The 13,397-nt window shown below is 59.1% G+C and carries 12 protein-coding genes; 8 read left to right on the top strand and 4 right to left on the bottom strand.

Translation table 11 applies throughout. From position 1 onward, the window contains the following. The first annotated feature begins 4 nt into the window (after positions 1–4). Positions 5–925, top strand: coding sequence for a ubiquinone anaerobic biosynthesis protein UbiV (gene ubiV / locus AC2FLU_RS00575; protein ID WP_496808453.1), 921 nt, complete (start codon positions 5–7; stop codon positions 923–925). A gap of 88 nt (positions 926–1,013) precedes the next feature. Here the strand turns inward: ubiV and AC2FLU_RS00570 are convergent, their stop codons facing one another. The 4 genes from AC2FLU_RS00570 to AC2FLU_RS00555 form a co-directional block, all read right to left on the bottom strand. Beyond that, entirely contained in the window at positions 1,014–2,156 is a 1,143-nt protein-coding gene (locus AC2FLU_RS00570; protein ID WP_496811759.1) for an amidohydrolase, read from the bottom strand. Between the two features lie 180 nt (positions 2,157–2,336). Next, positions 2,337–4,355, bottom strand: coding sequence for a CocE/NonD family hydrolase (locus AC2FLU_RS00565; RefSeq protein ID WP_496808452.1), 2,019 nt, complete (start codon positions 4,353–4,355; stop codon positions 2,337–2,339). Between the two features lie 73 nt (positions 4,356–4,428). Further along, positions 4,429–6,468, bottom strand: a complete 2,040-nt coding sequence (locus AC2FLU_RS00560) for an oxidoreductase (RefSeq protein WP_496811758.1) — start codon at positions 6,466–6,468, stop codon at positions 4,429–4,431. A 279-nt stretch (positions 6,469–6,747) separates the two neighbouring features. Further along, the gene (locus tag AC2FLU_RS00555; protein ID WP_496808450.1) at positions 6,748–7,674 is read right to left on the bottom strand and encodes a LysR family transcriptional regulator; all 927 of its coding nucleotides are present in this window, start codon (positions 7,672–7,674) and stop codon (positions 6,748–6,750) included. Positions 7,675–7,831: 157 nt separating this feature from the next. Between AC2FLU_RS00555 and AC2FLU_RS00550 the strand changes: the two genes are divergently transcribed. The 7 genes from AC2FLU_RS00550 to AC2FLU_RS00520 all read left to right on the top strand — a co-directional run. Next, positions 7,832–8,848, top strand: coding sequence for a TRAP transporter substrate-binding protein (locus AC2FLU_RS00550; RefSeq protein ID WP_480496057.1), 1,017 nt, complete (start codon positions 7,832–7,834; stop codon positions 8,846–8,848). A gap of 67 nt (positions 8,849–8,915) precedes the next feature. Further along, the gene (locus AC2FLU_RS00545) at positions 8,916–9,452 is read left to right on the top strand and encodes a TRAP transporter small permease (protein WP_209507931.1); all 537 of its coding nucleotides are present in this window, start codon (positions 8,916–8,918) and stop codon (positions 9,450–9,452) included. A 17-nt stretch (positions 9,453–9,469) separates the two neighbouring features. Beyond that, positions 9,470–10,810, top strand: coding sequence for a TRAP transporter large permease (locus tag AC2FLU_RS00540; RefSeq protein WP_480496053.1), 1,341 nt, complete (start codon positions 9,470–9,472; stop codon positions 10,808–10,810). 17 nt (positions 10,811–10,827) lie between these two features. Next, the gene (locus AC2FLU_RS00535) at positions 10,828–11,322 is read left to right on the top strand and encodes a universal stress protein (RefSeq protein ID WP_480496051.1); all 495 of its coding nucleotides are present in this window, start codon (positions 10,828–10,830) and stop codon (positions 11,320–11,322) included. 26 nt (positions 11,323–11,348) lie between these two features. Beyond that, positions 11,349–11,735: a nuclear transport factor 2 family protein gene (locus AC2FLU_RS00530; protein ID WP_480477499.1), complete on the top strand. Its 387-nt coding sequence runs from the start codon at positions 11,349–11,351 to the stop codon at positions 11,733–11,735. A 37-nt stretch (positions 11,736–11,772) separates the two neighbouring features. Beyond that, positions 11,773–13,176, top strand: coding sequence for an NAD(P)/FAD-dependent oxidoreductase (locus AC2FLU_RS00525; RefSeq protein ID WP_496811757.1), 1,404 nt, complete (start codon positions 11,773–11,775; stop codon positions 13,174–13,176). A 42-nt stretch (positions 13,177–13,218) separates the two neighbouring features. Further along, positions 13,219–13,397, top strand: a 179-nt coding sequence (locus tag AC2FLU_RS00520; protein ID WP_496808467.1) for a thiamine pyrophosphate-binding protein, incomplete at its 3' end; no start/stop codon positions are given.

Here is a 13,397-nt window from a genome sequence, read left to right as displayed (position 1 = left end):
CGCGATGGAACTGACCGTTGGCCCCAACCAGTTTTTCTGGCCCGCCGATAGCTGGACATCCTTTTACGAGGATTTGGCCCAAACCCCCGTCGACCGCATCGTGCTGGGCGAGCTGGTTTGTTCCAAGCGCCTGCCGTTTTATCAGGACCGGATTCCCGACGCGATTGCCCGGCTGGTTGAGGCAGGCAAACAGGTTGCGCTGACCAGTCTTGCACTGGTCACGCTCAAGCGTGAACACAAGCTGACCGCCGATCTGGCCGATCTGGGGGTCACGGTCGAGATCAACGATCTGACCGCGCTGGCGCATCTGCCCGAAAACACCGCTTTCGATGTCGGACCGCTGATCAATGTCTATAACGAAGGCACACTGGCATGGCTGGCGTCACGTGGGGCGCGCCGCATATGCCTGCCACCGGAACTGCCAATCGCCTCGGTCAGGGTTCTGGCACAGGCCGCCGCCGGTCTGGGTGTCGCGGTCGAGGTTTGGGGCCACGGTCGCCTGCCGCTGGCCATCTCCGGCCGGTGTTACCACGCGCGCCTGCATGGGCGCAGCAAGGATAATTGCCAGTTTGCCTGCGAAAACGATCCCGACGGGCTGGAAGTGCTGACCGGCGATGGACAGCCGTTCATGGCCATGAACGGTGTGCAGACCCTGTCAGACAGCTATGCCTGCACGGATCATCAGATCGAGTTGCTGCAAAGTGCTGGCGTCGCGGCCCTGCGCCTGTCGCCGCAATCTCAGGGGTTCCCAAGGCTCTGCGCGCTCTACCGACAGCGGCTGGATGGGCAACTTGACCGGGGCGATCTGGAACATGCGCTGCGCGCCGCCGATCCCGGTATAAGGCTAAGCGACGGGTTCCTGACCGGCGCATCCGGCGCTGAATGGTCGGGTTCGGCATGCGCGCCCACCGAAGCAGCACGCTGATCATTCTGGAAAAGACCGGCATCCGATAGCGAATTTTCAGCACGACCTGAGCGGGCGATCCGGAAAATCTATGGATCGTCCTGCACAGTCAGGTGGTCACAGGCAGGCGTTGCCGCACCAGTTCGGCCCACAGGTTTGCTCCCAATGGCAGCAGCGCGTCGTTGAAATCATAGTCATTCGCGTGCAGGGGGCGGCCATTCGACCCCTCGGTTCCATTGCCGATCAGCAGAAAACACCCCGGAACCGCTGCCGCAAATTCCGCGAAATCCTCGGAAAACGACATGGCGGTCCGGTCGCCGTCAACCTCCAAACCCAGCGTTTTTGCTGCTGAAACCACATGGGTTGCGGCGTCGGCATCGTTGATTGCCTCGATGAATTCGGTCTGGAACTCCACCGTCACCGCGACACCGTGGCTTTCCGCCACGCCTGCTGCAATCTGCCGCATGTGATGTTCAATCCGCGCGCGGTCGTCGGGGGACATCGCCCGTGCGTCCCCTTTCAACACCGTTCGGCTTGGCAGGACGTTGCGCTGCCCATCGGTGATGAACTCGGTCACGGAAACGACCGCGCCAGACGCCGGGGCAAGCTTACGCGAAACGATGGTTTGCAAGGCCAGAACAAGCTCTGCTGCGGGCGTAAGTGTCTCGCGCCCGACATGGGGCATCGAGGCATGGCCGCCCTGACCAGTGATTGTGATCTGGAATAGGCTTTCGCTGCAACAAACAACACCGGCGCGGGTTGAAACCCGCCCAACGGGTTCGCCCGGCAGATTGTGCGCGCCATAGACTTCGTCAATCGGAAAATCCCGCAGGACGCCTTCATCAATCATCGCCCGCGCACCCAGCCCGTGCTCCTCATTGGGCTGGAACAGGAAGACAACGGTGCCGTCAAAGCCCTGATCCCTGGCCAAAAGCTCGGCCGCGCCCAGCAGCATGGTCGTATGGCCGTCATGGCCGCAGGCGTGCATCACGCCCGGATTCTGAGACTTGTAGGCAAAGTTGTTGGCCTCGGTAATGGGCAGGGCGTCGAAATCCGCGCGCAGACCGATGGACCGGTTGCCATGGCCCGCTCGCAGAACACCAACAACGCCGACACCCTCATGCACTTCGATGCCAAGGCTTCTCAGGTGATCGGCGATCCGGGCCTTGGTCCAGTCCTCCTGAAAGCCAAGCTCGGGGTTGCGGTGAAACTCATGCCGCAGGGCGCGCAGGTTCTCAAAAAAACTCGTCAAGGCAACTCTCCTTCGTCCTGCTTTCTTTCGTCATTGCTACAGGGTTTTGCAATCCCGCTCAAAGATAGGTTCCGATTGATGCACGTTGCCCCCGGATGAGAGCCCTGAACAATTTCGATCCCGCGAGGGGAACACCAGCCCACGCATCACAAGACGGCAGGTCTGTAAACCATTCTGCGCCTACATCCCGTTGCGGGGGATGACAAAAGACTGTTCTTCCTCAAAGATCAGGTCGTCACCCGACCACGCCTTTAGGCGAGCGGTCAGGTGAAATTCGGTCGCAGTCGCCCTTTGTTCGGAACAGGTCCAGATCTTGGCGGACCACCCCTCGCGGTCGAAACCGGCGGTTTGCTCCATTGTGGCTACTGCCGACAACGGATCATCCGGCTGGATGGTATAGCGTCGATCCGACATATCGCTCAGCACCGTGCCGATATCGTCGAGGCGAATATCGCCCACCGGCCCAAAGACACCCCCGTCAAGGAAATACCTGTGTGTCACCTCGCCATTGGTCAGATCGGTGTGGACCGAACGCTCCATCGAACCGGAGCGAACGTTCGTCTTCCGCGGGGCGACGTCGGGACCCCGAGGTTCGGGCAAGGGGCGTGGGGCTGGCGCGTCATCATGCTGGCTGCGCACGGGCAGGATCAGCCGCGATGTGCCGGGTTGGATCGTCAGCGTAACCGGCTCGGGCGCTGGCCACAGGACCGGCCAATAGGCGGACGCGATTTGCAGAACGATGCGATGACCCGCCAACACCCGATAACCGGTTCCATAAAGCGGGACAGTCACGTGCATGTCTTCGCCGGGTGTGATCGGTGTCGGTTCAGTGTCGCTGATCCGGTGGGTCAGATTGCAGAACCCGCGTGCAATCAATGTCTGCGCGCCATCCGGGGCCTCATCCACCAGCAAGGCCGCAACAAAACCCTGCGCCCGATCGGCAGAAACTGTCAGGTCTACCGAGGGCTGGCCCAGAATATCGATCGGCTCTCCAAGTGGCTCTGCTTTGAATTGCAGCGCCCCTGCGGCTTCGATCCGGCAATCTGCCGCCATATCTCCGGGTATTGCAAAGGAACACATGTCGCCCGCTGCGGCCCCGAAATTCTGCGGCGAACAAACCGACATCTCCCCGCCCGACCCGGCGGAGGCGTCCAGCGTTCCGTCATTTAGCCACAAGGGCTGGTCCTTGACATGTGGCGATGGCCAGCTTGGCTCCTCGATCCACTGCCCGTCGCGGTGCACATGTGTTCCGGACGGGGCGGCACTGTCCTGCAGGAAAAACCGCAAGGGCGGCTCGTCCATCAGGCCCGTGTCGATCCCCTTCAGCCAATGGTCCCAGAACCGGATCACCTCGCCGACGAAATCGACCCGGGGCCCCGGCACCCCTTCTTGCGGGTACAGATGCGCCCAGGGGCCCATCAGGATCTTGACCGGCCCGCTCAGGTGTTCCGCGATGCGGAAAGGAGTGTCGCGATACAGGTCCATCCATCCGCCAAAGAAATACACCGGCACATCGACATCCGCGTAGTTTTCGCAGATCGAACCGCGCCGCCATATGTCGTCATGGGTCTGATGTTCCAGCCACATGGCGGGCCAGAATTCAGCCCCCTCCAACCGTGCGCGCCACATGTCGATCCAGCGATCTTTGCCCACAATCTCGGGGTCGGGCGGCATGGCATTGTACAGCTGCATGATCGAGCCCCACCAGAAATTGTCATTGGCCAGACAGCCGCCGTAAAAGTGAATATCCTCGCGCCAGCGGTCATCCGTTCCCATCACCGGCGCAATCGCCTTCAGCGCAGGCGGGCGGGTAGCGGCCACCTGAAAGGCGTTATACGCCCCCCAGCTTTTGCCAAACATTCCGACATTTCCGTCGCACCAGTCCTGATCGGCAATCCACTGGATGATGTCGTGCCCGTCCTGAATCTCCTGATGCGAATACTCATCCTCGGGGATCCCGTCGCTGTCGCCATAGCCGCGGATGTCCACCCGGATCGACGCATAGCCTGCAGCGGCGAAATGCGGATGCATGCTTTCATCCCGCATCCGGGTGCGATCCCGGCGGCGATAGGGGATGTATTCCAAAACACAGGGAACGGGCGTTGCTCGGGCCGAGCCGGGCAGCCAAAGCCGTGCCGCAAGTTTTGCGCCGTCCGGCATGGGAATCCAAACGGTTTCGATGACCTCTGTGTTGCTCATGTCCGGTCCTTTGACTGACTGTCAGGTGAAAAGCTGTTTGTGGCGTGCTTGGCCGGGGGGTTTTTCAATGGCCTCACCATCGAAGCCCCAAGCGCAGCGCATCATAAATGGCGGCATGCGTGTTGCGTGATGAAATGGCATCGCCGATCCGGTACAGATCAAACCCCGCCTCTGGGACCGATTGCGGAAACACGGGGCCGGACCCGCCGACCAGCGCTTCATAATCCACGGCGCCCAAGTTTCGCGACAGCGGTTTCAGATCGAAGTACAGATCATCCAGCGGCAAAACACCCTGATTGACAACCACCTGATCATACAGGCGCTTTTCTATCAGGTCTGAGTAATCCGTACCAATGGCTGCCTCCAGCTGATTGCCTGATCGCACCAATGATTTCAGCGTCCGGGCGACTGTGAACTCGGCACCGGTCTTTTGCAGGGCGCGCATGTAGGGCACCAGGTTCATCCCCATGATTTCGGGGGCAAAACTGCGGTCTCGGGTCATGATTTCTACCCGCCCCCCCGCTTGCGCGATAGCCTCAGCCGCCATCAGGGCCGGGTGATCCCCTGCATCGTCATAGATAAGGACATTGTCGCCGGGGCGCACATCACCGGTCAGGATATCCCAGGCAGTAACCGCCAGATCGTTACCCGCCTCCAGAACCGTCACCTCGGGCAATCCGCCGGTTGCGATCACCACCATGTCCGGCGCAAGCGCAGTTACAGCATCGGCGTCCGCAAAGGTGTTGAAACAAAATGTCACGTCGCGTGCGGCGCATTGGGCCATGCGCCAGTCGATGATCCCGATCATCTCGGCCCGGCGCGGGGACTGCGCGGTCAGCCGCACCTGACCGCCGGGTGCGGGGGCGGCCTCAATAACGGTGACGTCATGCCCGCGCTCGGCCGCGACCCGCGCCGCCTCAAGCCCGCCGGGGCCTGCGCCCACAATCACCGCGCGGCGGCGCGTTTCAGCGGTGGGGATCAGATGCGGCATCGACAATTCGCGCCCGGTGGCCGGGTTGTGGACACACAGCGCCTCACCCGCCTGATAAATGCGGTCAAGACAGTAAGTGGCACCGACACAGGGCCGGATGTCCTCTTCCCGTCCAGCCCGGATTTTGGCAACGATCATCGGATCTGCCATATGCGCGCGGGTCATGCCGACCATGTCCAGCAGGCCCGAGGCCACCGCATGCCGCGCCGTCGCCACATCGGGAATGCGCGCGGCGTGAAAGGTCGGCATCCCAACCTCGGCCCGAACCCGCCCGGCAAAATCCAGATGGGGTGCGCTTTTCATGCCCTGAACCGGGATCACGTCCGTCATGGCCGGGTCGGTATGAATACGCCCGCGAATGATGTTCAGGAAATCGACCTGACCGCTGTCGCGCAGCCTTCGGGCAATCTCCAGCCCTTCCGCTTCGGTTATGCCGCCCTTTTCCACCTCATCGGCGGTGTAACGGACCCCTATGATGAAATCGCTCCCGACGCGGTCGCGGATTGCGTCCAGAACCATGAAACCAAAGCGCATCCGGTTGTCCAGATTGCCTCCAAAGGGCGCCTCCATCCGATTGGTCATCGGCGACCAGAACTGATCGATCAGATGACCGTAGGCCTGCAATTCAATTCCATCCAGCCCGGCGGCCTGCATCCGTTCGGCGGCATCGGCGTAATCGGTCACGATCCGCGCGATGTCGAAATCTTCCATCTTCTTGGCAAAGGCCCGGTGCGCTGGTTCCCGGTCGTGCGACGGCGACAGGGACGGCAGCCAGTCACCCTTGTTCCAGCCCGTGCGCCGCCCCAAATGGGTCAGCTGGATCATCACCGCACAGCCATGGGCATGGCAGGCATCCGTCAGCTCCGCCATCCAGCGGACCACCTCGTCCTTGTATGCCAGGATATTGTTGAACGCAGGCGGGCTGTCGCGGCTGACAACGGCCGACCCCGCCGTCATGGTCATCGCAACCCCCGCTTTGGCCCGCACCTCGTGATAGGCACGATAGCGTTCCGTCGGCATCCCACCTTCGGGATAGGCGGGTTCATGACTGGTTGTCATGATCCGGTTTTTCAGCGTCAGGCGCTTTAGCTGATAAGGTTGCAGCAAGGCATCGCGGCTCATGATTGCGCCTCGTGATCAGTTTGATTGCGCAAGGCGGCAACAGGGTCGGATGACATGCAGCTCTCCGGTTATCTGGGGGCAAGAGGTGATGGTCTTCGCCGATTGAAATCAAACTGGAATTGCCAAGTCAAATTTGTTTTCAATCAGACGTTTTCGACCAATTTTCCCCGTGCCTTTCGCCCTAGTGGACACGACAAGCGCGGCCGTGCGCCCCCGGCTGGCGCATGTCTTCGGTTAATAAACGGGGTGCCCTCGCGCAAACAGGCGACGAGGCCGGGCTCAGGGCACTTCGGAATGGACGCTCAGCAGGGTTTCCAGAAACAGTTTGGCCGCGCGTGTCGGATCCGGCTGTTTCCGCGTCACCGCCGCAAAGCGCGTTCTGTATTTGATTTCCTGCGGCATCACCTGCCTCATAAGCCCCTTATCAACAAATTCCTGCGCCAGATGGTCCGGAAGAAAGCCCAGATAGCTGCCCGACAGAATAAGTATTGCAAGGGCTTGTTCGTTCTGCACTTTGGCGGCGCGCCGAAACCCCAGTTGCTGGCCGTAGATCAGGTTGGGCGAGTTCACGTTCAGACCCGCATAGTTGAACGCCTGAATGTCCCGCAAGCTCAGCGTGTCAGCGGACTGGCTGAACAACGGATTGGCCTGCCCGCAATACAGAAACATGTTTTCCCCATAAAGCGGCGCATAATGCAGGCTTGCCGAGGGGCGGTGCAGGGCGATGATCCCGACATCCAGCTGCCCGCTGATAACCAAGGTCTCAATGACGTTAGGCGGTTCAATCGACAACTCGATCTGGATGGCAGGGGCGGCTTCGTTGAAGCTGTGAATGGCGCGCGCAAGGCGCGCTTCGGGGTTCGTGGTGCATTGATCGAACAGCGCCACGCGGATACTTCCTGCCAGTTGCTGCTTGATCTCGTTGACTTCGGTTCTGAACTGCGAAACCGAAATCAGCAGGTCGTCTGTCGCGGCCAGCACTTTCTCGCCGTCTTCAGTCAGGGAAAAACCCGCCGGGCCACGGTTGCACAGCTTCAGATCCAGCCGAAGCTCCAGATCCGATATGTGTTTCGAGATTGTTGATTTCCCGATGTTGAGCTCAATTTCTGCTGCCGAAAACCCTCCGCTTTCCGCAACGGTTTTGAAAACCCGAAGAAGGCGAATGTCCGTGTCCCCGATGCGGGTGGCCAGTGGGTTCTGTCTCATATTATAAGTTCGAAATTTGTGAAACCTTTCGCGCAAATATTAACAACGACGAAACCATGTTGGCAAGATAGCCTCTTGTGGCCGAGGCAGAATCGGACTGGCCACCTTCTCCCCAGGCCATCGCGCACCTCGAAACACGACAAATGGGAGGACATCCATGTCATTTATCAAAAAGCTTGGCACCATCAGCGCCGCCGTTTCCGTTGCTGCACTGATGGTTGCAGGCACGGCTGATGCGAAGAACTTCAAGATCGCGGTGGGCGATAGCGCAGGAAGCGCACAGGAAGCTCTGGGCATCGCCTTCGTCAAGGCGCTGGAAGAGAAATCGGGCGGTGCCCACACCGCCACGCTGTTCCTGAACGGTCAGCTGGGGTCCGAACAGGACACCGTGAACGAGGCGGCGATCGGCACGCTGGATATGTCGCTGCTGGCGATCAATAACATCACGCCCTTCTCGCCTTCGGTCGGTGTTTTCACGCTGCCTTACGTGATCCTCAGCCTGGAAGATGCCGAAAAGCTGACCCAGGGCCCAATCGGTCAGGAACTGGTCGAAAACACCATCCGTGATGCCGGCGTGCGCATCATCGGCTGGACCTATACCGGTTTCCGCCGCCTGACCAACTCGAAAAAACCGGTCAAATCGGTTGCTGACCTTCAGGATCTGGTCATCCGCGTTCCCAAGAACGAGATCATGATCGAAACCTACAAGGCATGGGGCATCAACCCGACGCCAATGGCCTGGTCGGAAACCTTCACCGGACTGCAAACCAAGGTGGTTGACGGGCAGGACAACCCTTACCTGACCATCAACGCGATGAAGTTCTACGAGGTTCAGGACCACGTCACCAACCTGCGTTACATCTTCTCGATCGAACCGCTGATCGTTTCAGAAGCGGTCTTCCAGGACCTGTCCGCAGAAGATCAGGCAATTATCCTTGAAGCGGGACAGGAAGCCACCCTGGCTTCCGCACAGTTCCTGCGGGATTCCGAAGCCGCCATCAAGGAAGAGCTGACCGCCAAAGGTATGGAGATCATCGATCCCGAAAACGACGAAGCCGAGTTCATCGAACTGGCGACAGGTGCCGTATGGCCCCAGTTCTACGACTCCATCGGTGGCGTCGAAAAACTGAACACCGTTCTGGAAGCCATTGGCCGCGAGCCGGTGCAGCAATAATCGCCGCAGAGCGATACCGGGAAGAGCGCCACGGCGCTCTTCTCATCTCAGGGAGGAGTGAAACCACATGTTCTGGAAATTTCTGGACAACATAGAAAGTGTCATCTGCCGGATACTCTTATCCGGCTTTGTCTGCCTTTTGTTCGTGCAGATCATCGCGCGCGAGGTCTTCGGCTTTTCGGTCAGCTGGATCGAAGAACTCTCGGTCTACATGTTCGTATGGTTCGTCTATTTCGGTGCAAGTTACGCCGCCCTGAAAGGGGCGCATAACCGCGTGACGTTCCAGTTCAAATTCCTGCCTGACGGGTCGATTAAATACATCGAAGCCTTTGCCGACCTCTTCTGGCTCTTCTTCAATGTCTACTTCCTCTATCTGGCGACAGACTTTGTTTTCAACAAGATGAACAAGTTCTGGAAATCCCAGACACTGGGCATCGAGATGAAGTATATCTACATGGTGCTGCCCATCGCATTTGCGCTGATGACCTTCCGCATCATTCAGGTGAATTACCGCCGCCTTGTCAAAGGCGAGGACATTCACGATCCCGACCAGATCGATCTGGACGAGATCAAGGCCGCTGCCGAAGCGGCCAAAGACCACTGAGACCGGGAGGGGTAACCATGGAATCCGAAATCGTCACGGTCCTGTTTGGATCATTTCTGTTCTTGCTGCTCATTGGCGCGCCGATCACGGTGGCGCTGGGTGTCGCGTCGCTGATCTCGTTTCTCTATCTGGGCGACAATCCGATCAAATTCGTGCAGATCGCCTTTACATCCGTGGGCTCGTTCCCGCTGATGGCGCTGCCAGCCTTTATCCTCGCCGGGGCCCTGATGGAGGCTGCCGGTATCTCAAAACGCCTGATCAACGTTGCCGAAAGTCTGGCCGGTCCTTTCACCGGTGGTATTTCGGCCGCAACGGTCATGGCCTGTCTGTTCTTTGGTGCAATTTCGGGCTCGGGCCCGGCAACAACCGCGGCTGTTGGGATGCTGATGATCCCGGCAATGATCGACCGCGGCTATGAGCGCGGCTATGCCTCGGCGATCACTGCGTCCTCTGGCGGCCTCGGGATTATCATTCCTCCCTCCATCCCGATGGTGATCTTCGGCATTGCCGCGCTCGGTATGGCCCCGCCACCCGAAGCGGTCGAGAAATTCGGCACCTTCCAGTCGGTTTCGATTTCGAAACTGTTCATTGCCGGGTTTGTACCCGCCTTCCTGATCGCCACCAGCCTTTTGATCCTGAACTACTTCATGTCGAAAAAGCGCGGCTACAAAGGCGTCGCCGAAGGCTGGTCGATCCGCCATGTGGGCTGCGAAATGTATCGCGGGTTCTGGTCTTTGATGGCGCCGCTGGTGATCTTGGGTGGTATCTATACCGGCTTCTTCACCCCGACCGAGGCAGCAATCGTCGCGATCTTCTATACCCTGTTCGTGGGGGTAGTCATCTATCGCGAACTGACCTGGCAGTCGCTGTTCCAGTCGCTTGAAGCCACCACATGGCTGACCGGTCGCGTCCTGCTGATCCTGTTCACCGCTACGGTGTTCGGACGTCTTTTGGTGGAAAACCAGATCCCGGCGATCATCGCAGATTCGATGCTCAGCTTCACCGACAACCTCTATGTAATTTGGGCGCTGATCATCTTCTTCCTGCTGTTCGTCGGCATGTTCATGGAAACACTGGCCACCATCCTGATCCTTGTTCCGGTAATGCTGCCGGTAGCGTATTCGGTTGGTATCGATCCGATCCACTTTGGCGTGGTGATGGTCTGTACGCTGGGCATCGGGTTCCAGACCCCGCCGCTGGGCGAGAACCTGTTCATCGCATCGGGTATCTCGAACATCTCGATCGAACAGATCTCGTTGCGCGCGCTGCCTTTTGCGGCGGCAAACACGGTGGCGATCTTCATAATCGCCTTCTTCCCTGAACTGTCGCTGTGGCTCCCACGGCTGTTTGGCTACTGATCTGAAAGGATGACGACATGAAACAGATGGTCTCCAACATCCTGTTTGCCACCGACCTGTCCGAAAACTCGGGTCACGCCATGCGCCATGCCGCCAGCATCGCGCAGGCCACCGGGGCGGAGATTCACGTGTTGCACGTGAATGAACCCTTGTCGGACGACGCCAAGATCACGATGGAAATCTTCATTATGAACGAAGAGACCCGCAAGACCGCCATTGAGCGTCGTCACGAGATGGTGCGCAAGGTTCTGGCCGAGCGGCAAGCCAAGTTCTGGGCGCAGTTCGACGGCGACGACGGGAAAATTCGCGATCAGGTCACCTCGGTCGAGGTGACTGACGGCCATCCGGCAGAAGTGATCCTGCGCCGCTCGGTCGAACTGGGTTGCGACCTGATCGTATTGGGGGCGCATGATCACGGCTTTTCGCACACCTTCCTGGGCACGGTCGCAAAACGCGTTTTGCGGCGCTCCAGGATCCCGACACTGATCGTTCCGAACCCGGACGAAATGTAACAACCCCACTGACAAGGAAGTACAAAATGAACAAAACCCTGACCGCGCAGGACCTGGCGGACACGTTCGACGCGTTCAACCGCCACGACATCGACGGCGTGATGACCCACTTCGCCGACGACTGCGTGTTCTACACCGTGGCCGGTGACGAGAAATACGGCAACAAGGTTGAAGGTGCCGAAGCCATCGCCGCCGCGTTTTCGGGCGTCTGGGCAGGCATGAAAGACGCCCATTGGGATCATCACAGCCACTTTGTCCACGGTGATCGTGCCGTATCCGAGTGGACCTTCTCGGGAACCGACGCAAACGGAATGCGGATCGAAGCCGAAGGTGCGGATCTGTTCACCGTTCGTGACGGTAAAATCATTGTAAAACAGGCGCTTCGCAAAGCGCGCCCAATGTTCAAAGCCTGATCCGCCGCCCTGCGCGCAGCCTCGGAGAAAAACAAGAATGGTGGATAACAGCATCCCGCGTCACTGGCCCAAGGCCAGTTATGACCCCAAATATGACCCGATCATTGATGCGGGTCCGGGTCACAATCGCGACCACGCGCCCACGTATTGGATTGGAACGGCCGGAACACCTCCGGCCGATGATGGACCTGTGTCCAGCGATATGGATGCGGATGTGGTGGTGATCGGATCGGGGTATACCGGTCTGTCGACCGCCATTCATCTTGCCAAGGAACACGGCATTCAAGCTGTTGTTTTAGAAGCAAATACCGTCTCATGGGGCTGCTCCACCCGCAATGGCGGGCAGGCCCAGATCTCATCCGGGCGGCTCAAGCGGTCGCAATGGATCGAACGGTGGGGAACGGACGTGGCCAAGCGCATGCATGCCGAGGTCACAGAAGCGTTTCAGCTGTTCAACGATCTGATTGCGTCGGATGATATCGATTGCGACCCGCAGCCAGGCGGCCACTACTACATCGCGCATCGCGACAAGGTCATGCCGTCCCTCAAGAAAGAGAGCAAGCTGCTCAACGATGTGTTCGGCTACGGCTCGCGCATCCTCTCTCGGGAAGAGCTGCATGAAAAGCACGTGCGCGATATGGAGGCCGCAGGTGCCATGTGGGAACCTGACGGGACCTGCATCCATGCGGGTAAACTGGCGTTCGGCTACGTCAACATGGCGCGTCGTCTGGGGGTGAAAATTCACACCGGCAGCCCGGTCATGGGATGGCAGACGAAGAACGGCGTGCATCACCTGCGCACACCGGGCGGCATCGTCCGCGCCAAAACGGTGGCCTTGGCAACCGCGGGCTATACCCCACCGGGTCTGAACACGCGCACAAAGCACCGCCTGATGCCTATCCTGTCCAACTCGATGGTGACACGGCCCCTAACCCAGGCCGAACTGGATGAGTGTGGCATTCAGACCAAATCGCCCCTGACGGACACGCGCACCCTGCGCCATTATTATCGTTTATTGCCTGACAACCGGATGCAGATCGGCAGCCGCAGCGCGGTAACAGGACGAGACGCCGAGAACGAAAAACATTTGGAGCTTCTGAAAAAGGGCCTCGCCCGAAAGTTTCCGGTGCTGACGGATATCAACCTCGATTACTCGTGGTGGGGCTGGGTCGATGTCAGCCACGATATGATGCCGCGTATCTTTCAACCGGACCCGAAACAGCGCGTGTTCTACGCGATGGGATATGGTGGCAACGGCGTGATGTACTCGGCTCAGGCCGGGCGTCGTATGGCACAGCTGATCGCGGGCAAGAAAGACAAGGCCTTTGCCCTGCCGATCTTTACGTCCCCGCTGCCCAGCCATGGTATCCTGACACCCTTCCGCCGCCTCGGCCAGCGCATAGCCTATGTCGGCTATTACCTCAGAGACGAAATACTCTAATTTACCAACGCTTTGGCGTTCTGAAGATAAGGAAACACCCCTATGAAGATGACGACGGAAGAGGCCTTTGTTAAGGTTTTGCAGATGCATGGTATTGAACATGCGTTTGGGATCATTGGCTCTGCGATGATGCCGATTTCGGATCTGTTTCCGAAGGCTGGGATCATGTTCTGGGACTGTGCGCATGAGGGCAGCGCGGGGATGATGGCGGATGGCTACAC

It is taken from the genome of Ruegeria sp. SAZD013 (assembly GCF_059612525.1).
Note: the sequence above shows the minus strand (reverse complement) of the source record. Positions and strands in the feature narration are given on the sequence as shown.

What these genes read in the sequence shown, in the direction of transcription:
- ubiV (WP_496808453.1), top strand. Translation starts at nt 5, where the DNA reads ATGGAACTGACCGTTGGCCCCAACCAGTTTTTCTGGCCCGCCGATAGC.
- AC2FLU_RS00565 (WP_496808452.1), bottom strand. Translation starts at nt 4,355, where the DNA reads ATGAGCAACACAGAGGTCATCGAAACCGTTTGGATTCCCATGCCGGAC.
- AC2FLU_RS00560 (WP_496811758.1), bottom strand. Translation starts at nt 6,468, where the DNA reads ATGAGCCGCGATGCCTTGCTGCAACCTTATCAGCTAAAGCGCCTGACG.
- AC2FLU_RS00555 (WP_496808450.1), bottom strand. Translation starts at nt 7,674, where the DNA reads ATGAGACAGAACCCACTGGCCACCCGCATCGGGGACACGGACATTCGC.
- AC2FLU_RS00550 (WP_480496057.1), top strand. Translation starts at nt 7,832, where the DNA reads ATGTCATTTATCAAAAAGCTTGGCACCATCAGCGCCGCCGTTTCCGTT.
- AC2FLU_RS00545 (WP_209507931.1), top strand. Translation starts at nt 8,916, where the DNA reads ATGTTCTGGAAATTTCTGGACAACATAGAAAGTGTCATCTGCCGGATA.
- AC2FLU_RS00540 (WP_480496053.1), top strand. Translation starts at nt 9,470, where the DNA reads ATGGAATCCGAAATCGTCACGGTCCTGTTTGGATCATTTCTGTTCTTG.
- AC2FLU_RS00535 (WP_480496051.1), top strand. Translation starts at nt 10,828, where the DNA reads ATGAAACAGATGGTCTCCAACATCCTGTTTGCCACCGACCTGTCCGAA.
- AC2FLU_RS00530 (WP_480477499.1), top strand. Translation starts at nt 11,349, where the DNA reads ATGAACAAAACCCTGACCGCGCAGGACCTGGCGGACACGTTCGACGCG.
- AC2FLU_RS00525 (WP_496811757.1), top strand. Translation starts at nt 11,773, where the DNA reads ATGGTGGATAACAGCATCCCGCGTCACTGGCCCAAGGCCAGTTATGAC.